This window comes from Mesorhizobium sp. M0715, from assembly GCF_040320355.1.
Taxonomy (GTDB): Bacteria; Pseudomonadota; Alphaproteobacteria; order Rhizobiales; family Rhizobiaceae; genus Mesorhizobium.
Genome location: NZ_JAMYPL010000016.1, coordinates 38892 through 58056 on the forward strand (window position 1 = coordinate 38892; position 19165 = coordinate 58056).

Here is a 19165-nt window from a genome sequence, read left to right on the forward strand (position 1 = left end):
GGACCGCGCCAGCCCTGCGAATTGAAGCGCGGTCGTCAGAGGGAGCCGAGCTTGCCCAGGTCCTTCGCGACGAGGTAGTAGAAAGTCACCCGGCTCTTGGTGTTGTCGGCAGCCATTGCCTTGCAAGTCTTCTCGATGGATGCATCGGCCTTCGCTGCATCGCTGATGCCGAGCTTCTTGGCGACCCAGTTGTCCCTGACACGCCCGAGTTCCTTCGGGTCGGTGCAGGATACCAGCGAGGAATCGCGGTTCCTGAGCGCGATGCCCAGGTGCTTGACGATCTTTTCAACCGCATCAGCACTGGCGCCGGCATCGTATTTCTTCACGTCTGCAAGATAGTCGGCCATCAAAATTCCCCTCGTCGGCGCCACGGATCCGATCGATGAGGGCTGTGGCGCGCTGCTGCAACATGTGCGCTAGGTCGGTAACTCCTCACCGGGGCAAAGCTTCGGTTGAGACCGCGCCCAAGTCAACCCTTTGGACTTGCGGTTTTGTCAGGGGGACAAAGTGCCATTGCGGCCTTCCATTTCTTGCGATGGCCCCCTATATTCGGTTTGTCGGCTTGACCGACTATGGCGATAAATGGGCGATGAAATAAGCCGTTCGGACCCGGGGGCGGTACCCGGCGCCTCCACCAAAAGCCGCTGCTGATGACAGAGCGGTTTTTGCTGGGGGCGAAATAGGATCGACGAAGGTGTAAAGATCGTACTTTTGCCCGGCATGGTACCACCGTCATCGGGCTAAACCTGTAGTTGCAAATGACAACTATGCGGAAGCACGTCTCGCCGCGTAAGCGGTGCGACAGCTTCAAATCAAGCCCTAGAGGTTCGCACTTCTAGGCGGGGTTCGGAGGTACCTGGCAACAGAAACCTCCACTTCTCCCCTCCTCAACATGCGCTACGCACAACGGCAGCTCCCGCTGGCCGGTCCGTCCAACGGCTATGAGCCGCGAAGGCGCACCGCCGCGTGCCCGTCTCTATGGACAAAACATGCAAAACGATTCCGATCGATTCTTCGTGCTGACCGGTGGTCCCGGATCCGGCAAGACCACCCTGATCGAAGCCCTGCGCCACGCAGGCTTTGCCACCTCGGTGGAAGCCGGGCGCGGCATTATCCGCGACCAGTCCGCCATTGGCGGATCCGCTTTGCCCTGGCGTGATCGCGCCCTGTTCGCCGAGTTGATGCTGGCATGGGAGATGCGCTCGTATCAAATTGCGCGAAAACAGACCGGGCGTCCTGTTTTTTTCGATCGCGGCGTTCCGGACGCGCTTACCTCAGGCTGAGCGGCCTGCCGCTACCCGAACACGCCCGCGCCGCAGCCAAGCGCTTCCGCTATCATCAGCGCATCTTTGTCGCCCCGCTTTGGCCGGAGATCTTCGCGCAGGATGAGGAGAGAAAGCAGACGCTTGAGGAGGCCGAGCGTACCCACCATGCGCCTGGTACAACGCAACCCACTTGCGAACAGTGGCCGCATCAACGCCATGCATCGACGCCGCACTCGCGCAGCTCTCATCCCCGCCTAAATAGCTATCGACAACCGAGCGCTTGAAACTCTCGCTGTATTTGGACATGCAAAACCCCCGAAGGTTGTGTCCAACTTTCGGGGGTCAGTTCAGAACCCGGCCTTTTTCATTTGTTTGCTTATTCCGCCGGTGCCTCGGCAACCTCGCGCGAGCGGCCGAGCGTGACCTTGGCCAGCGTGAAGGAAATCACCGCACACAGCGTGATGCCGGCCACCATCGGCAGCGGCGTACCGTCGAAGAACACGCCTGCGACACCCATGGCGAGCGCACCGATGGCGAAATGCAGCGTGCCCATCAGCGCTGAAGCGGTGCCGGCAATCTCGCCATGTTCTTCCATGGCCAGCACCGAGGTGGTCGGAATGACCAGGCCGAGGAAGCCGTAGCCGACGAACAGCAGCGCCGCCATCACGTCGAGCCGGTCGATGCCTGTCGCCATTACCGCGAACAGCACCACCATCGTCGTCGCATAGCCGGTCACCGCGACGCGCACCACGCGCCTCAGGCCGAAGCGCTCGGCCAGCAGCCCCGTCATCTGCGACATGCCGATGAAGGCCACCGCGTTGATCGAGAAGAACACGCTGTAGACCGAAGGCGACAGCCCGTAATGGTCGATCAGGATGAACGACGAACTCGACAGATAGACGAAGAAGCTGGCAATGCCGAAGCCGGCGATCGCCGTCAGACCGAGGAAGTTGCGATCACCCATCAGGAAGCGGTAGGCCGACAGCGCGGTGCCGAAGGAGGACCCGGCGCGATCTTCCACCGGCCGCGTCTCCTTGAGCGAAGTCGCCAGAAGGATGGTGGCCAGCAGAGCCGCGCCCGTCACCGTCCAGAACACGGCGCGCCAGCCGAAATTCTCGATGATCACGCTGCCGGTCAGCGGCGCCAGGATCGGCGACACCGAGAACACCAGCATCAGCAAGGACATCAGCTTGGCGGCCTCATTACCGGTGTGCAGGTCGCGCACGATGGCGCGCGGAACGGCCATGCCGGCGCTGGCGCCAAGCCCTTGCAGGAAACGGAAAGCGATCAGCCATTCGATGGTCGGCGCCATTGCCGAACCGATGCCGCCAACCATGAACAGCGCAAGACCGCCATAAAGCGGCAGCTTGCGGCCGACCATGTCGGAAATCGGCCCGACGACGATCTGGCCAAACCCCATCGACAGGAAGAAGATCAACAGGCTCATCTGCACCGCAGCGGTGCTGGCATGCAGATCCGCGCCGATCGACGGCAGCGCGGGCAGATACATGTCGATGGCGAACGGGCCGATGGCGGACAACAAGCCGAGCACGACCGCGATGCGGAGGAATTTGGGACTCATGATAAAGGCTTCTTTCAAATCTGGTTGCCGCCGCCACGCGACGTCTAACCTAGGACGTTCCATCCCGTGAGATTCCGACACCTCAAGAGCGAATTCCATTCGTCTCTCTCACGCGAAATCTCTTTATCTTGTGTCCACAAATTTAGACACTCTTGTCTAAATCGTCAATCACCTTTATATAGTTTTTTATGAAGCTGCACGTTTCTCCTGACATTTTCCCGCCACGCGGCCATGAGGCCAAGCGCCTGTCGATCGTCGACTCCGCAGCCACCGTGTTTTGCCGCGAAGGTTTCGCCGGCGCCAACATCGATCTGATCGCGGCTGAAGCCGGCGTTTCGCGCCAGACGATCTACAACCATCATGGCGACAAGGAGAAGCTGTTCGTCGCCGTGGTCCGTGACCTCACCGAACGCTGCAATGCCGGCATCTTCGCCACCATTGCCACCTTCCCCGACCAGCCGGGGGATCTCGAAGCCGATCTGATCGGCTTTGCCGTGCGCCTGAACCAGAACTGCATCTGCAACCGCGACGGAAAATTCCTGCGCAAGCTGATCCAGACCGAAGGCGAGCGCTATCCCGAACTGTTTGCTGAATGGCGCGAACAGGGACCGGGCAGGACATGGCCGGCAATCGCCGCCCGCTTCGCCCGCCTCGCCTATGGCGGCTACCTCACGATCGAGGACCCGGACGTGGCGGCGCGCCAGTTCCTTGGCCTCGTCAATGCCGAACTGCAGACCACCTTCATGCTTGGCGGCTCGCCGCGCGAGGACGAGGTGCTGCAATCCGCGACCAATGGCGTGCGCACCTTCCTGCGCGCCTTCGGCAAGCGCCGGTCCGCGGCATCGTCCGAAAAGCAAAGCGCGCTCGCCAGCGCCTGAGCGATCAAATCGCTGGCAATAGTCTTCGCTTCCGCGCGAGGGTGATCTATATGCGGTTTACGCCGCCCTCAAGCTTGATTACAGCTATGCGGACGATTCAACGGAACCCGACCGCCACATGGCCGACGACCACATCCGCTACGACATTCTGGCCCAGGAGGCGTTGCGCGGCGTCATGCGCAAGGTCCTGGCCGAGGTCGCGCGCACCGGCCTCCCCGGCAACCACCACTTCTTCATCACCTTCCTGACCGGCGCGCCGGGCGTACGCGTGTCTTCGCGGCTGCGCGAGCGCTATCCCGAGCAGATGACCATCGTCATTCAGTTCCAGTATTGGGACCTGAAGGTGACCGATACCGGCTTCGAGGTTGGCCTGTCCTTCTCCGATGTGCCGGAAAAGCTCGAAATCCCGTTTTCGGCCGTACGCGGCTTCTATGATCCGTCGGTCAATTTCGAACTCGAATTCGACGTCAAGACGGATGGCGCGGCAGCCGAGGAACCAGCCGCTCCAGCCTCGCCTGAGCCGTTGACCATCGTCTCCGAGAAAAAGCCGAAGGCGGAGAAGAAGGCAGCTGCCGCCGAGGCGGAGAAGAAGCCCGCAGCGGCGGACGCCAGCACCAAGGGCGCCGAAGTGGTCTCGCTCGACGCCTTCCGCAAGAAATAGGCCTGCGGTTCACGCCATGGCTGACATCGTCAATCTCCGCCAGGCTCGCAAGCAGAAGGCGCGGGACGAGAAAGTGCGCGTCGCCGAACAGAACCGGGCACTGTACGGTCGCTCCAAGGCAGAGAAGCAACGCGACCGCATAGTCGCCGACAAGGCCGAAAATTTCGTCGCTGGGCACCGCCGCGAGCCATCCGGCGCCGAAGACGACCAGTGAGCTGTCACCAGTGAGCGCGGTCGAAAAGCGCTCGGTGACCATTCGTGGTCACCGCACCAGCTACTCGCTTGAAAAGCCCTTCTATGAGGACCTCGTCGCGATCGCGGCGACCAGGGAGCTGACGCTCGCTGCGCTTGTCGCCGAAGTCGACGAGACGCGGCCCCGCGACACCAACCTGTCCTCGGCGCTGAGGCTCTATGTGCTGGAGTGGGCGAAGCACGCAGAGAGAATCTAAAGGCTTTCGACGGCGTCGTTCTTTTTCGTGTGTCTGGTGCCGAAGCCAAGCAAGGTCGAACGCTCGCGCTCCTCGGCTTGTTTCCTGGACCGCACGCGCATCAAATCCTTCCAGCCGACATAGCCGACCAGCAACGAGCCTTCGCGAGTGACGACGGGCAGATGAGAGACGTTGGCCAGCAGCAGTTTGTCGGAGAGGCCTTCGAGATATTCGTCCGGATAGGCCAGCGTCACCTTGCTGCCGGCCAGCAGTTCGCCAAGCGTGGTGGTGCGGTGCGTGCCGGCGCGTCTCCAGCGCAATATCGCCGGCGGATCGATGAGGCCCAGCACATGGCCGCGCTCATCGACCACCGGGAAACTCGGATGCCGTGTTTCCGGCGCTGTCAGGAACGCTGCCGCGCCATGCAGCGTCATCGTCGCCGGCACGCTTTCGACTTGTGACGTCATCACCTCGCGCACCCTGGTCAGGGCGAAAGGGTCGACGCGGTATTCGCGAACCAGATGATGTCCCCTTCTGGCGATCTTTTCGGTCAGGATCGATCGCTTCATCAGAAGCACGGTGACGGCGTGCGCCGCAGCGCAGGCAGCAATCAGCGGCACCAGCATATGCGTGTTGCCGGTCAGTTCGACGGCGAAGAACGTGGCGGTCAGCGGCGCACGCATCGTGCCGCCCATGGTGGCGGCCATCGCCAGCAGCGCCCAGAAACCCGGATCCGCGGCAGGCAGAACGCCGGCGAGCACAGCGCCCATGGCCCCGCCCATGATCAACAGCGGCGCCAGCACACCTCCCGACGTTCCCGAGCCGAGCGCTACCGACCAGATGATCGCCTTCACCACCAGCAGGAGGAGTGCTGCCGTCGCGACGGTGCGGCCGTCCAGCATGTCAGTGATGTTGTCATAGCCGACGCCGAGCGCGTGCGGCTCGATCAGCCCGCCGATGCCGACCACCAGTCCGCCAAGCATCGGCCACCACATCCAGTGGATCGGCAGCTTCTGAAAACCGTCCTCGCAGGCATAGACCATCTGCGTCAGCAGCCCCGACAAAAGTCCTGCACAAACGCCGATCGCCACCCAGCCGGCAAGGCCGACAAAGGACACCTCCATGCCGCCCTGAAACGGAAAGATCGGTCCGGGCAGATGCAGCATGGTGCGCTCCACCTCGGCGATAACAGCCGCGACCGCCACCGGGATGAAGCTGCGCGGAGTCCATTCGAAAAGCAGCAGTTCGACCGCAAGCATGATGGCGGCGATCGGGGTTCCGAACACCGTGGTCATGCCCGCCGCAGCACCGGCCACCAGCAGCGTCTTGCGTTCGTTGTCGCTGACCGGCAGCATCTGCGCGATCAGCGAACCGATCGCGCCGCCGGTCATGATGATCGGGCCCTCGGCGCCGAACGGTCCGCCGGAGCCGATCGAGATCGCCGACGACAGCGGCTTCAGGATCGCCACCTTGGCGTCGAGTCTGGAACGCCCGAGCAGGATGGCCTCTATGGCTTCGGGAATGCCGTGACCGCGGATCTTCTCGCTGCCGAAGCGCGCCATCAGGCCGATGATCAGCGCACCGATCACAGGGACGATGACGGAGGCATAGCCCAGCGGCGTGTCCTCGAGCTTCAGATCGGCGAGCGTGAACTGGCCAAAATAGGCGATGTTGGTGGCCAGCCGGATCAGCTTCAAAAGCGCGATGCCGGCAACCAGTCCAGCTGTCGCCACCACCACGGCAATGGCGGCGACGAACAGCACCCTGGCATCCGTGGTGAAATCGCGCAGATGCTCCGGGTTCGAGTGAGGGGTCTTCATGGCAGTTTGCTTCCTGGCGGCGCGCCGTATGTCTGAGATGCGGCACGGTCGAAGCGGCCAGCCGGGCTTGTTGGTGGATATGTATCGTAACACGATATAAATATTCAAGCCGGTTTCGCCCGAAATCCGTTTGAGCTTTCGCCGGAAAACGAACACATGTCTGATATGTCGCAGCCACAAAAATCACGCCCCGCCATCAGCCAAGCCGATTACCAGTGGCTATCGGAGTTTCGCTACCTGATCCGCCGCTTCCTCGAATTCAGCCAGGTCCAGGCGGAAGACGCCGGCCTGACCCCGCGCCAGCATCAGGCGCTGCTGGCGATCAAGGGATTCCCCGGCGGCGGCCCGGTGACGGTTGGCGATCTCGCGGAACGCCTGCGCATCCGCCACCACAGCGCCGTCGAACTGGTCAACCGCCTTTGCGAAGCAGGGCTGGTCGCCAGAAATCAGGACAAGGACGACCACCGCCGCGTGCTGCTGCAACTGACCGAGCGCGCCGACGATTGCCTGGCCGAGCTGTCGGCGGCACATCTCGACGAGCTTTCACGCATCGAACCGATGCTGCGCCGGCTGCTCGATCGGGACCATGCGTAAGGCTCCAGACCTTGCACGAAAACGGCACCGAACTATTTTCCCGGCCTCCCGAATCCTTTGGCTTCGCCACAACGTCTCGGACGTAAGCGGCCCGCAAAGCGCAGGGCACGAAGAGGAAAAAACGCGATGAAACGCCACCTGATACGCTACAAGACGAAACCGGAACGGACCGATGAGAATGAACGGCTGGTCAAGGCCGTGTTCCAGGAGCTGCGGGAAAAGTCGCCGGAAGGTGTTCGCTACATGACATGGCGGTCCGACGACGGGACCTTTGTCCATCTGGTCGAGACGGAAACCGAGGCCCATGCCGACATCATCACCGGGCTGGCGGCATTCGAGGCCTTCCAGAGCGGCATCAGGGATCGCTTGATCGAGCGTCCGCAGCGCGAGGAAATGACCGTGGTGGGCCACTACCGGATGCTGGACCAGTAACGGCAAACAGAGGTGCATGAACATTCCTGGCGAGATCCGCGAGCCTTTTGACCGCCTGTTCGGCGAAATGCGTCCCAAACTGCACCGCTACTGCGCCCGCATGGCCGGCTCGGTCATCGACGGCGAGGACGTGCTGCAGGAAGCCCTGGCCAAGGCGTTCGAGGCGCTGCCGGATGCCGGCCCGATCGCCAACCCGGAGGGCTGGCTGTTTCGCATTGCCCACAATGCTGCGCTCGACTTTCTGCGCCGGCGAGCCCGCGAAAAGGCCTTTTCCGATGAGGACCCGGATATGATCGTCGACCCGGCCAATCCCACCGCCGATCGTCAGGCCGCCGCGGCCAGCCTGCACACTTTCATGCGCCTTCCCGTCACGCAGCGAAGCAGCGTCATCATGATGGACGTTCTGGGCTATTCGCTGCAGGAAATCAGCGCCACGCTCGATACCAGCATCCCCGCCATCAAGGCGGCGCTGCATCGTGGCCGCCACCGACTGCGCAATCTTGCGGACGAACCGGACGACCGTCCTGTTCCGAGACTGAGCGCCGCGCAACGTCTGCTGCTCGACGCTTACATCGACCGCTTCAACGCCCGCGACTTCGATGCGGTGCGCGACATGCTGGCCGATGAGGTGCGGCTGGAACTGGTGGCCAGGGCGCGGCTGAATGGCCGCAAGGAGGTCGCCACCTACTTCAGCAACTATTCCCGCGTGCAGGATTGGCATCTTATGCTCGGCTTCGTCGAAGACAGGCCAGCAGTCCTCGTCCGCGATCCCAATGACCCAACAGGGCGCCCCACCTATTTCATCCTGCTGGCCTGGCAGGACGGCAGGCTTGCCGCCATCCGCGATTTTCGCCACGCCCGCTACACCACCGACGGTGCCGAACTGTTCGTTCTTTGAAACGGTCTCGGGGCGGAAAGGCCTCCCCTACTGCCTACCGCAGCGACTTCAGCAGATTGTCGATCGTGAACGGATTGGACTTCGGCTTGGCCGGCGGCGGATTGTCATTGGCTTCCGGTGGCGGCGCACGCTCCACCTTCGGAGCCTGCTGCGCGGCCTTGCGTTCAGCCTCGAGCCTTGCCTTTTCCTGCGAAGCGATACGCATCGCCTCTTCCGCCTTCTGCCGCGCCTGCTCGGCTTGTGCCTTGGCCGCCTCGTCGGCGGCCTGCTGTTCGGCAGCGGCTTTGGCGTCCGCATCCGCCTTGGCTTTGGCATCGGCGTCGGCCTTGGCTTTCGCCTCCGCGTCGGCCTGAGCTTTGGCGTCGGCTTCGGCTTTCGCCTGCGCGTCCGCTTCGGCCTTTGCCTTGGCGTCGGCCTCGGCTTTCAGCCGTGCTGCTTCCTCCTGCTTGCGCAATTCCTCGGCGGCGTTCTCACGTTCGATCTGCAGCGCCGCGTAGTAGCGGACCTCGCGCCGAAGCCGCTGCTTTTCGAGCAGCGCGGCCTGCATCGCCTCGACGCGCTGCTGTTCCTTTTCCAGCGCGCGTTGGGTCAGGAACTGCGCCAGCGGCTCACTGTCGAACTCTCGTTTCACCGCGCCGAACGGCCCCTCGGCGGTGAAATTCACGACCGGCTCGGAGCCGACCAGCGCCTCGTCGCCAGGCCGATAGGTGATCGCACCCTTGGCCGACACCGTGGCCGCGTTGAGATCCGCCGTGACGTCGGCGGACAAGGTCGCCGCCGGATTTTCCAGGCTGACCGGCGGCGCCCGCAGCGTGCCGCCGGCAACCGTGAAGGCTATGTCGGTGTCTTTGGCGGCTAGACTGCCATCAGCGGCGATGTCAGGCGCGAAGCCGGCAGTCTTGGCCGCATCGATGTCACGCCCGATCGCATCCGCCTTGACGAGGAACGCACTGAACGCATCTGGATTGACGCCAGCAACTTTCACGCCCTTCAACGCCGCAGTGCCGGAGCCTGATAAGGCGGCCACCATCCCTTCGACCGATTTGCCGCTGCTTGACAGCGCTGTCGAGAAGTCGCCGATGCCGCTGATGCCGGCATCCGGCAGCACGGTCGCCAGATCGGCGCCCGCCAGTTTCATCTGGCCAGTGAACAGCCCGGTGCCGTCATTGTTCTTCAGCTCGAACAGGCCGCTGAGCGCCCCGCCAAGCAATTTCGCCTTGAGATCCGAAACGCGGATGCCTTCCTGGTCGAGCTTGAGCGAAAAAGCGGCGTCATAGGCCGTGGCGAACCGCCCGGCGGCAAGTGCTGCCGTGGTCAGGTCGAGGTCGGCGGTGAAAGGCAGGCTGGATTTCTGGCTGAACGGTGTCGCCGGCCACACGCCACCCTTGCCTGCCCCATCCTTGTCGGTCCCGTCTTTGTCGGCAAGAAAGGCGGAATCGCCGAACAGCGCCACCGCCATGGGATCGAGGTCGAGTTCGTCGAGCGCCAGCGCCCCAGCCAGATGCGGCACGCCGTTCTTTACATCGATATTGACGTCGCCGGACACCGCCGCTTCGTTGATGGCGCCGCTGAGTTCGTCCAGCACCAGCAGACCGTTGCCATAGTCGCCCTGCGCGGCGAGCGACGTCGACATGCCCGCCCCCATGCCGGGCAGACCGATGCCTGACGTCATCAGCCATGGCTCGATGTCGGCGGCATCGAGGCTGAGCTTGCCCTTGGCGGCGAAGCCCTGCGGCGTATCGGCGATCGTGCCTTCGAAACCAGCCTTGAAGTCGTTGCCGGCAAGGCTGAAATTCGTCGCCAGGCCGCCACCCAGCGTTCCCTTGGCCTGAATGTCGGTGCTTGCCTCGCCCAGCATGCCGAGCGGCAGCGCCGGCAGGCCGTAAAGGGCCAGCAGCGCGGTGGCGTCAGGGTTCTTGGCGTTGAAGGTAAGCGCCACCGGCGCTTCGAGAAGCTTGTCCACCACCCCCTTCCCCGACAGCGATGCGGAAAAGGCCGAGCCGCCGGCCTTGCCTTGTCCGCTCACCGCCAGGCCGGTGGTGCCGTCGCCATTGTCGGCCGCACTCGCTACCAGGTCGACACGCGCATCCTGGAACAGCTCGGGATAGGCAGCGGCGCGGCTCGCCAGCCCTTTCAGCACGGCACTGTCGGGATAGTGCTGGGCGGCGACGTCGACCAGCGGCTTCAGGTCGACGGCAACCACCGACGCATCGAGCTTGCCGGTCGGGCTCGCCGGGAAATCCTTGATCCTGCCGGTGGCGCTGATCGAGGCGCCGGCCAGCCCGCCCACCGACAGCCGGTCGATTTCGAGCAGCCCGTCGCGCAGCCTGAGCGCCGTGTCGACGGTATCCGCGGTCAACCCGCCAGCGTTGACCGGCCCTGCCTTGATCTGGAAATCGAGGTCGCGGTCGGCAAAGCGATTGGCGCCCTTGTCGCTGACGAAGATCGAGGCGAAGGCCGCCAGCCCGTCGACATCGAGGTCGCCCCCTTCGAGACGCATCAGCACTGAGGGCTTGGCATCGTCGGGCTGGCTGGAATCGATGCGGCCGGAAAACCTCGCCTTACCCAGGATCAATTCGAGATCGCTGAAGGCCTGGCGCTTCTGCGAGAGGTCGACCTTGGCCTTGAAGCCGGCGGCAGGCAGACGGCGGATCGCCTCGTCGACATCCTTCGACAGCCAGGCGGCAAAGCCGGAGGGTTGCGCCACGGCCAGCAGCAGCGAGCCGTTGAAGCCGAAATGACCCTCCAAATTGAGCACGAGCATGCCATCGGCTTCCAGCGTGGTGCGGCCGGGCAAGGTCGCGGCAAGCGATTTCACCGACCAGCCGCCATCGACCGGCTCGGCGGAAAGATGCACGTCGCGCACCGTGGTGTCGCCGGCCACCACCGCCGGCAGCTTGACCTCGACGGTGCCGGGGATAGTCGGCTTCGGCATGTCGAGCAGCGCCTGCTCAAACGCCGCGATGCGCTGGTCCAGCGTCAGGCCGGCGCCGGCCTCGGCGCCCACCGCCTCGTCGAACTGCACCTGCGCGCCATTGGCCTCGATGGCGAAACTCGGTTTCAGCCCGAGATCGACAGAAGCCTTGCCATCGGCGGTGTAGGGGTTGTCGAGCGGCCCGGTCTCGAAGCGGAATTCGTCGACGCCCAACTTCTGGTGGTCGAGCGAAAACTTGCCGTTCAGCCGAAAGCCCGGATCGGGCTTGCCGGCGGAAACCTTCACCGTCTCACCGTCGGTGCTGCGCAGCTCGGCGCTGTTCTTGTCCGCACCGGAGATTTTGAATTGGCCGGAATAGACGGCAGCGCCATTGACAATGCCAGCATTGCCGTCGGCTTCGATGACCAGCGGATAGGCGTCCGGATCGGCCTTCAGCCGCAGCCGCATCTGCCCGTTGCCTTCAGCCTTGCCGGTGGACGCGGTGACCGCGGTGCGCAACCCGTCCAGCCGCAGCGTGCCGTCCATGCGCCATGGCCCGGCCAGCGATTTGGCCGAGATAGTTGAATTGATCTCGGAAAACAGATGGCTGCGCCCGCCGGCGGCATGGCGCAGTTCGATCTGCCCTTCCGTCACCGTCAGCTTCTCGATCGAGATCTGGTTGAGGTCGAAGGGCGAGGACGGCCGCATCGCCCAGTCGACCGTGCCATTGTTGGCGATGTCGATGGTCGCTTTCGGCCGCACCAGCCGCATGTCGAAGATCAGCACTTCGCCACGCAGGAAGGGCGCCAGTTCCGCATCCATCGAAAACGTCTCGACGGTCATGGCCGGCTGGCCATTGGGGCCGCCGGCGACAGCGACATTCGAGAAGGTCACCGAGGGGAACGGCAACAACCTTGCCGTGGCGTCGCCCTGCACAGTCACCTTGCGGCCGAGAATGGCGCTCGCCTCGCGCTCGAATTGGGCGCGGTAGCCTGTCCAGTCGACAAAATACGGCACCACCAGCGCCGCACATAGCACCAGCACGAACAGGCCACCAAAGATCACGAACAGGCGTGCGAGCATCAGCTCCGAATGGGTTGATTGAAATTCTGCCGCACTCTACCCGCATCCGCGTGTCGATAAAGAGGCAATTCATCCAGTGTTGCGCGATCCCGGATGATCTGAAACAAATCCTCGCAAAGCGGAGAATTCGGATGTCTGGGAAGAACTGGGATCGCGTGCCGATCGACGCGCAAAGCGTCGACGCTCCGCTGTCGCTTTCGGCGGTCTTTCTTGTCGTCACCGTCGCCGGCGAGCAGACCGCGCTCGCCAAGGTGGCCTCCGTGCTTGGTGGGCTCGACGATCTCGTCAAAACCGTCGGGTTCCGCGATCTTTCCGGGCGGCTTTCGTGCATTGCCGGCATCGGCCGCGATCTCTGGGATCGTCTTTCTCCAGATCGGCGGCCGCTGGAACTGAAACCGTTTGCGCCGATCAAGGGATCCGTTCATTCGGCGCCTTCGACCGCCGGCGATCTTCTCTTCCACATCCGCTCCGAACGCCCCGACATGTGCTTCGAGTTCGAGCGCATTCTGCTCGACAATCTCGGCGACGGCGTGAGCGTCGTCGACGAGGTTTCCGGCTTTCGCTATTTCGATGCGCGCGACCTGCTCGGCTTCGTCGACGGCACCGCCAACCCGACCGGCCTCGATTTGCCCGCCTCTGCGCTCGTCGGCGATGAAGACGCCGACTTCGCCGGCGGCAGCTATGTCGTCGTCCAGAAATATCTGCACGGCATGCAGGCCTGGGCGCGCATTCCGACGCCCGAGCAGGAAGCGATCATCGGCCGCACCAAGATCGACAACATCGAAATCGACGATGACGACGCGCCGCGCAAATCGCACAAGTCGCTGGCCACCATCGAGGATGCCGATGGCAACGAGTACGACATTTTGCGCGACAACATGCCGTTCGGCAGGCCCGGACAGAACGAGTTCGGGACCTACTTCATCGGCTATTCCAGATATCTTTGGGTCACCGAAAAAATGCTGCAGCGCATGTATATCGGCGACCCGCCGGGCGCCTACGACCGCCTGCTCGATTTCTCGACGCCGCAGACCGGCACAACGTTCTTCGCGCCAACCCGCCCCATGCTGCAGGCGCTTGTCGAGGGCGCGCAGGAGAAGCTTCCCGCCGCCCGGTAAAGGCTGGCGGCCTCTATCAGCGAGGATCAGCGTGCGTCGCGCTTCGCTTGCGCCACCTTGCCCGCCTTGCGCTGCCGGCCGAGTTCCGCCGGCCGGACCAGCTTCGGCGCCCGCTTGTTGGCCACGGCGCGCATGCCCTTGTGAGCCGTCCGCGAATTGAGCGCGGGACCGTCCGCCGGCGCATTTTGCTTCATGGCCAGCGCCTTGCGCGCATTCCCAACCAGCGAAACGCGAGCCGCCAGTTGCCGCCGCCGTTCGGCCTCGCCATTGAGCCGCCGCATCGCCATGGCCAGCACCGCCAGCTTTACCTGCGAACCGCCATCGGACTTTGAGGGCGCAGCGCCTTTCGGCGCTCCCTTGCCCCGCATTTCGCGGCGGCGCCGATGCGTTTCGGTCTGCGCCTTGTCGCGCCGCTCCCGCAACAGCTTGACCAGACCGGCAAGATCGCCGTCGGAAAGCTCCTGCACCGCCGGATGGTGCGACTTCTCCACCAGTTCCTGTTCGTCGGCGCTCAGCGCACGCGCCTCGTCCTTGCGTGAAATCGCCATGACACTTTTCCTCCGCTGGCACGCCTGTTGGTTTCAGGCCTCGCTGCTCGGCGAAGTCTCGGCCCGAATGGTGGCATGGTCAAGACGAGCCGCCTGCGGCCTTGCGCTGGAGGACTCGCCTAGTCCCCCGGCAATATCTTGCCCGGGTTCATGATATCGAGCGGATCCAGCGCCTGCTTGATCGTGCGCATGATGTCGACGCCGTGGCCGAGTTCATGGCGCAGGAAGCCGATCTTGCCCTGGCCGATGCCGTGCTCGCCGGTGCAGGTGCCGTCCATGGCGATCGCCCGCATGTTGAGCCGCGCGACGAACTTTTCCGACAGTGCGATCTCCTTCGGATCATTCACATCCATCAGCACCAGAACGTGAAAATTGCCGTCGCCCGCATGACCGACGATCGGCGCGATCAGGCCCATCTCGACAATGTCGGCTTCGGTCTCCATGACGCATTCGGCAAAGCGCGAGATCGGCACGCAGACATCGGTCGACAGCCCCTTGGCGCCTGGCCGTAGCGTCAGCGACGACCAGTAGGCGTCATGCCTGGCCTTCCACAGTTTGGTGCGCTCCTCGGCGACGCTGGTCCACAGGAACGGCCCGCCGCCATTCTCTTCCGCGATCATGCCAAAGGTCTCGGCCTGTTCGGCAACGCCGGCATCGCTGCCGTGAAACTCGACGAACAGGCAGGGGCTTTCGGGATAGTCGAGCTTCGAATAGTTCTTCATCGCCCGCATCTGCAGCGCGTTGACCAGTTCGATGCGCGCCACCGGGATGCCCATCTGGATCGTCGCGATGACCGCGTTGCAGGCCGCCTCGACGCTCGGAAACGGGCAGACGCCGCCAGAGATCGCCTGCGGGATGCCTTGCAGCTTCAAGGTCAGCGAGGTGATGATGCCGAGCGTGCCTTCCGAGCCGACCAGCAGCCGCGTCAGATCATAGCCGGCCGAGCTCTTTTTCGCGCGCTTGCCGGTCGTCACCGTCTCGCCGTCGGCCATCACGGCGGTCAGCGACAGCACGTTCTCGCGCATCGTGCCGTAGCGCACGGCATTGGTGCCGGACGCCCGCGTCGCCGCCATGCCGCCGAGCGAGGCATTGGCGCCCGGATCGATCGGAAAGAACAGGCCGGTGTCGCGCAGATGCCGATTAAGGTCCTCGCGGGTGACGCCGGGTTCGACCGTACAGTCGAGGTCCTGCGGATTGACCGCCAGGATGCGGTTCATGCGCGACGTGTCGACCGATATGCCGCCGCCCGGTGCGTTGGTGTGACCCTCCAGCGAGGAGCCGACGCCGAAGGCGATCACCGGCACGCGGTGCGCGGCACAGGCCCGCACGATCTCCTGCACCTCGGCGGCCGTCTCGGGAAACGCGACGCCGTCCGGCGCCTGCGTCGGAATATAGGTGGTGGTGTGCGCGTGCTGCGAGCGGATGGCTTGGCCGGTCTGGAATCGCTCGCCAAGCTGCTGCTTGAGGATGCCGAGCACAGCGGCGATGCCCTCCTCGTTGCGTTCGACCGGGTTGAGGTCGCTCAGAGCCATGAATTCCTCCGCGAATGGACCAGCGTCCACGCTTGTTATGCGTCTATGGATGCGTAGTCTCCGGAGCCACGCTCTGTCCAGCACCAGAACAAGGAAGTTTCGATGCCCATCCCCACTCCCTTCGTCTCAAAACCCATGGACATCGAGAAGGACTGGATCGACTACAACGGCCATCTCAACATGGCCTATTACAACGTGCTGTTCGACCGCTGCTCGGACGACGCCTTCGAGGCAATGGGCATGGGACCGAACTATGCCAGGGATCGTCGCCTCACCATCTACACGGCCGAAGTCCATGTCTGCTACGTGCAGGAGCTGCATCTCGAGCATAAGGTCACGGTCTCATTCCAGCTCATCGACCACGACGACAAGCGGCTGCGGGCCTATCAGGAAATCCGCCATGTCGACGGCTGGCTGGCCGCGACTTCCGAATCGCTTTCGCTGCATGTCGACATGTCCGGGCCGAAGGTGGCGCCCTTCCCCACCGATGTGCTGGCCAGGGTCGAAGCCATGCGCGCCGCCCATTCGGCACTGCCGATGCCGGAACGGGCCGGCCGCTCGATCGGCATCAAACGCAAATAGGGGGAAGCCGACACGTCTCGTCCCGGCTTCAAAGCCACACCGGCAATCTAAAATCGCGGAACTCTCCCATCCACCGACGCCGGCGCTTGAAGCAGCTCCGCGCCCGCGTTAACCTTACCAAGGTTTTAACGGGAACAAGCCATTTGAGCCGTTGCGCGACTCAGCGGGTCGGTCGAAAACGATCCGCATCGAGGTAGCGACACGGGCGGCGCGGCGCCGGTTCGAGGAAAGTGCATGAAAACCGACATCAAGGTCGAGGTGGACAGGCTGGCTGCCGATCCGCGCATCACCGACTATGATTTCTGGCGCTCGCTCAAGAACGTCAACAACGAGATCTTCCACATCGCCAACAACAACGAGCCGATCCCGTTCGACATGATCCGCTGGCGTGCCATCCTGAAGCAGGCGCGCATGAAGCGCGGCCACGCATAGGTCCTCTCCCTGTACGTCAAGCCTGGCGCCTCAATGCCGCCAGGGCCGAGCGCGCCACCACCGGCGACGACTGGATGATCGCCGTATTGGTCATCGCGTAGGGAATAATGCGGTCGATCACCCGCTCGAGGTCGGCCACCGAGCCGACATGCGCCAGCGCGACGAAACAATCCTCTCCGGTCACGCGATCGCATTGCACGATCTCCGGCAGTTCGCGGATGATCTCGGCCACGACGGCCAGTTGCCCCGGCACCGGCCGGATGCGCAGCCATGCCGACAGCGGCAGGCCGAGTGCCGCCGGGTTGATCCTGACCGAATAGGCCTCGATGACGCCACTTTCCTGCAGCCGCTTGATGCGCTCTGCCACGCTCGGCGCCGACAGGCCGACCGAGCGTGCCAGCTCCGCCGTGCTGGTGCGCGCGTCCTTTTCCAGCAGACGCAGGATCTTCATGTCGGCGGCATCGAGATCGGCACTTTCAGTTCGAAGGCGTTTCATAGGAAATTCCTTGCTTCCGAGAGAACTCTCCCCAGACGAGCCCATCATCACTCATATAAACCGGCAAATATGCCTGCGATACTGATCCGATGGATGATCAAACGCAAGCTCTTACAGCAGACCCTGCCCCCGGCAATCCCACCCTCGGCAGGCTGACGGAAAAATTGCCGCCGCATGTCTGGTTCGGCGTCAGCGCCGTCTTCCACTATCTCGGGCCGGCTTTCGCCGTGCTGCTTTTCCCGCATGTCGGCGTGCTCGGCATGGCGTGGCTGCGCATCGCCACGGCAGCACTCATCTTCGCACCACTGACCCGCCCATGGCGAACCTTCGCCCGCGCCGATCGCTCGACAAGGCTGCTGTTGCTGGCCTTCGGCGCCTGTCTGGCGGTGATGAACTGTTCGTTCTACCTGGCGCTCGACCGCCTACCGATCTCGCTGGTGGCGGCGATCGAATTCGTCGGCACCATCGGCGTCGCGGTGGTCGGCCTCAGGAGCCCGCGCAATCTTGCCGCCCTTGCCGTCGCGGTGACCGGCACCTTGCTGCTCATCGACGTCAAATGGTCCGATGATCCCATCGGGCTGTTCTGGGCCTTCCTCAACGGCGCGCTGTTTGTCGGCTACATCGTGCTCGGCCACCGCGTCGCCGCGTCAGGCGCAGGCAGCGGCATTGCCGGCCTGGGTGCCGCCATGGCGATCGCTTTCGTGGTCGTGCTGCCGATCGGCTTCACCGATGCGCTGCCGGCCTTTTTCTCGCCGCCGCTGCTGCTCGCCGCCATCGGCGTCGGCATCTGCTCGTCGGTTATCCCCTACATCTGCGACCAGCTCGCCATGTCGCGGCTGCCACGCGCCAGCTTCGCGCTGATGCTGTCGCTGCTGCCCGTCACCGCGACGCTGATCGGCGTCGTCGTGCTGCGCCAGATTCCAAGCTTTACCGATTGCCTCGGCATTGCGCTTGTGGCCGCCGGCGTCGCCTTCCACAAGCCGGCGAACACGGATTAGACGGACGCCCCTATGCCAGTTTCTGCTTGAGGAAGGCGATCGTTCTGCCCCAGGCCAGGTCGGCCGCCTTCTTGTCGTAGCGCGCTGCCGACGTGTCGTTGTTGAAGGCATGGTTGGCGCCTTCATAGACATAGACCGTGTATTCGACATGCGCCGCGTCGAGTTCCTTCTTGAAGGCGTCGATGCCGGCATTGATGCGCTCGTCCAGTCCGCCATAGTGCAGCAGCAAGGCCGCCTTGATCTTGGACATATCGGCGGCCTTCGGCTGCATGCCGTAATAGGCAACGCCGGCACTGAGATCGGGGGCGTTGATGGCCAGCATGTTGACCGTGCCGCCACCCCAGCAGAAGCCGATGGCGCCGACCTTGCCGTTGCCGTCCTTGTCGCTCTTGAGGAAAGCGACGGTCGCAACACCGTCGGCGATGGTCTGCGCCGGATCGAGCTTGGCGAACATGTCGCGCGCCTTGTCTTCATCGGTTGGCGTTCCGCCGAGCGGCGACAGAAAATCCGGCGCCAGCGCCACGAACCCCTCCAGCGCCACGCGTCGCGTCACATCGCGGATATGCGGGTTGAGCCCCCTGTTCTCATGCACGACGATCACCGTGCCGAGCTTGCCCGCCTTGTCCACCGGCTTGACCAGATAGCCCTTCATTTCGCCGCTGCCGCCGGGATAGCTGATGTCCTCGCCCTTCACCCGCGGATCGTTGTCGGCGACAACAGCCGCTTGCGCCGAATTTGCCGCCAGAAGCGGGGCGATCGCGGCGGCCGCCGCACCCGATCCGGCAAGCCGGGTCAACTGCTCCATGAACCGGCGGCGATCGAGCGTCAGATGCGTATATTCGTCATAGGCGTCGATCATCGCCTGGGTGATGGCGGGCTTGGCGTCGGGTTTCGTCATGGATCG

Annotated in this window: 19 protein-coding genes, 1 other RNA gene and 2 pseudogenes; 13 read left to right on the forward strand and 9 right to left on the reverse strand. The window is 63.7% G+C overall.

The window, feature by feature from the left end:
- Nucleotides 1-35 precede the first annotated feature (35 nt).
- Nucleotides 36-347, reverse strand: a complete 312-nt coding sequence (locus NKI21_RS19280) for a DUF2853 family protein (protein ID WP_023813086.1) — start codon at nt 345-347, stop codon at nt 36-38.
- Between the two features lie 170 nt (nt 348-517).
- On the opposite strand from NKI21_RS19280, the gene ssrA reads away from it, so the two are divergent.
- Both ssrA and NKI21_RS19290 read left to right on the forward strand, forming a co-directional pair.
- Nucleotides 518-877, forward strand: a transfer-messenger RNA (tmRNA) gene (gene ssrA, locus NKI21_RS19285).
- A 112-nt stretch (nt 878-989) separates the two neighbouring features.
- A pseudogene (locus NKI21_RS19290) lies at nt 990-1435 on the forward strand (AAA family ATPase); the annotation flags it as partial.
- 37 nt (nt 1436-1472) lie between these two features.
- On the opposite strand, the pseudogene NKI21_RS19295 reads toward NKI21_RS19290, so the two are convergent.
- A pseudogene (locus tag NKI21_RS19295) lies at nt 1473-1571 on the reverse strand (hypothetical protein); the annotation flags it as partial.
- 70 nt (nt 1572-1641) lie between these two features.
- Nucleotides 1642-2847, reverse strand: a complete 1206-nt coding sequence (locus tag NKI21_RS19300; RefSeq protein ID WP_352442267.1) for a multidrug effflux MFS transporter — start codon at nt 2845-2847, stop codon at nt 1642-1644.
- 188 nt (nt 2848-3035) lie between these two features.
- On the opposite strand from NKI21_RS19300, the gene NKI21_RS19305 reads away from it, so the two are divergent.
- From NKI21_RS19305 to NKI21_RS19320, 4 genes are all read left to right on the forward strand, one after another.
- A complete protein-coding gene (locus NKI21_RS19305; RefSeq protein ID WP_013531017.1) occupies nt 3036-3725 on the forward strand; it encodes a TetR/AcrR family transcriptional regulator in 690 nt (229 codons plus the stop codon).
- A gap of 118 nt (nt 3726-3843) precedes the next feature.
- A complete protein-coding gene (locus tag NKI21_RS19310; protein ID WP_128306087.1) occupies nt 3844-4386 on the forward strand; it encodes an SspB family protein in 543 nt (180 codons plus the stop codon).
- Between the two features lie 16 nt (nt 4387-4402).
- The gene (locus NKI21_RS19315) at nt 4403-4600 is read left to right on the forward strand and encodes a DUF4169 family protein (RefSeq protein WP_127260259.1); all 198 of its coding nucleotides are present in this window, start codon (nt 4403-4405) and stop codon (nt 4598-4600) included.
- A gap of 10 nt (nt 4601-4610) precedes the next feature.
- The gene (locus NKI21_RS19320) at nt 4611-4835 is read left to right on the forward strand and encodes a ribbon-helix-helix domain-containing protein (protein ID WP_128306086.1); all 225 of its coding nucleotides are present in this window, start codon (nt 4611-4613) and stop codon (nt 4833-4835) included.
- On the opposite strand, the gene NKI21_RS19325 is transcribed toward NKI21_RS19320, so the two are convergent.
- Nucleotides 4832-6634 (reverse strand): chloride channel protein, encoded by a 1803-nt coding sequence (locus NKI21_RS19325; RefSeq protein ID WP_023813095.1) that lies wholly within the window; start codon nt 6632-6634, stop codon nt 4832-4834. The two genes, NKI21_RS19320 and NKI21_RS19325, sit on opposite strands and share 4 nt — an antisense overlap.
- A gap of 156 nt (nt 6635-6790) precedes the next feature.
- On the opposite strand from NKI21_RS19325, the gene NKI21_RS19330 reads away from it, so the two are divergent.
- The 3 genes from NKI21_RS19330 to NKI21_RS19340 all read left to right on the forward strand — a co-directional run bounded on the left by NKI21_RS19330 (nt 6791) and on the right by NKI21_RS19340 (nt 8558).
- A complete protein-coding gene (locus NKI21_RS19330) occupies nt 6791-7228 on the forward strand; it encodes a MarR family winged helix-turn-helix transcriptional regulator (RefSeq protein WP_352866801.1) in 438 nt (145 codons plus the stop codon).
- A 126-nt stretch (nt 7229-7354) separates the two neighbouring features.
- Entirely contained in the window at nt 7355-7660 is a 306-nt protein-coding gene (locus NKI21_RS19335) for a hypothetical protein (RefSeq protein ID WP_128303532.1), read from the forward strand.
- Nucleotides 7661-7676: 16 nt separating this feature from the next.
- Nucleotides 7677-8558 (forward strand): RNA polymerase sigma factor, encoded by an 882-nt coding sequence (locus tag NKI21_RS19340; RefSeq protein WP_128303531.1) that lies wholly within the window; start codon nt 7677-7679, stop codon nt 8556-8558.
- Between the two features lie 34 nt (nt 8559-8592).
- Here NKI21_RS19340 and NKI21_RS19345 read toward each other — a convergent pair whose 3' ends face one another.
- Nucleotides 8593-12555, reverse strand: a complete 3963-nt coding sequence (locus NKI21_RS19345) for an AsmA family protein (RefSeq protein ID WP_352442265.1) — start codon at nt 12553-12555, stop codon at nt 8593-8595.
- 131 nt (nt 12556-12686) lie between these two features.
- Here NKI21_RS19345 and NKI21_RS19350 point away from each other — a divergent pair, with 131 nt between their 5' ends.
- Complete coding sequence (locus tag NKI21_RS19350; protein ID WP_352866805.1) at nt 12687-13673, forward strand: Dyp-type peroxidase; 987 nt, start codon at nt 12687-12689, stop codon at nt 13671-13673.
- Nucleotides 13674-13699: 26 nt separating this feature from the next.
- On the opposite strand, the gene NKI21_RS19355 is transcribed toward NKI21_RS19350, so the two are convergent.
- Together NKI21_RS19355 and NKI21_RS19360 are read right to left on the reverse strand one after the other, a co-directional pair.
- The gene (locus NKI21_RS19355) at nt 13700-14221 is read right to left on the reverse strand and encodes a hypothetical protein (protein ID WP_352866809.1); all 522 of its coding nucleotides are present in this window, start codon (nt 14219-14221) and stop codon (nt 13700-13702) included.
- Between the two features lie 119 nt (nt 14222-14340).
- Complete coding sequence (locus NKI21_RS19360; RefSeq protein WP_352776019.1) at nt 14341-15753, reverse strand: FAD-binding oxidoreductase; 1413 nt, start codon at nt 15751-15753, stop codon at nt 14341-14343.
- Nucleotides 15754-15855: 102 nt separating this feature from the next.
- Between NKI21_RS19360 and NKI21_RS19365 the strand changes: the two genes are divergently transcribed.
- On the forward strand, nt 15856-16335 hold the full coding sequence (locus NKI21_RS19365; protein WP_352761659.1) for a thioesterase family protein: 480 nt from the start codon (nt 15856-15858) through the stop codon (nt 16333-16335).
- A gap of 234 nt (nt 16336-16569) precedes the next feature.
- Nucleotides 16570-16767: a hypothetical protein gene (locus NKI21_RS19370; protein WP_013531006.1), complete on the forward strand. Its 198-nt coding sequence runs from the start codon at nt 16570-16572 to the stop codon at nt 16765-16767.
- A 16-nt stretch (nt 16768-16783) separates the two neighbouring features.
- Here the strand turns inward: NKI21_RS19370 and NKI21_RS19375 are convergent, their stop codons facing one another.
- Nucleotides 16784-17263, reverse strand: a complete 480-nt coding sequence (locus tag NKI21_RS19375; protein ID WP_352442261.1) for an Lrp/AsnC family transcriptional regulator — start codon at nt 17261-17263, stop codon at nt 16784-16786.
- Nucleotides 17264-17352: 89 nt separating this feature from the next.
- Between NKI21_RS19375 and NKI21_RS19380 the strand changes: the two genes are divergently transcribed.
- Entirely contained in the window at nt 17353-18261 is a 909-nt protein-coding gene (locus NKI21_RS19380; RefSeq protein WP_352866812.1) for an EamA family transporter, read from the forward strand.
- Nucleotides 18262-18271: 10 nt separating this feature from the next.
- Here NKI21_RS19380 and NKI21_RS19385 read toward each other — a convergent pair whose 3' ends face one another.
- Nucleotides 18272-19159 (reverse strand): dienelactone hydrolase family protein, encoded by an 888-nt coding sequence (locus NKI21_RS19385; RefSeq protein WP_023813104.1) that lies wholly within the window; start codon nt 19157-19159, stop codon nt 18272-18274.
- Between the last annotated feature and the right edge of the window lie 6 nt (nt 19160-19165).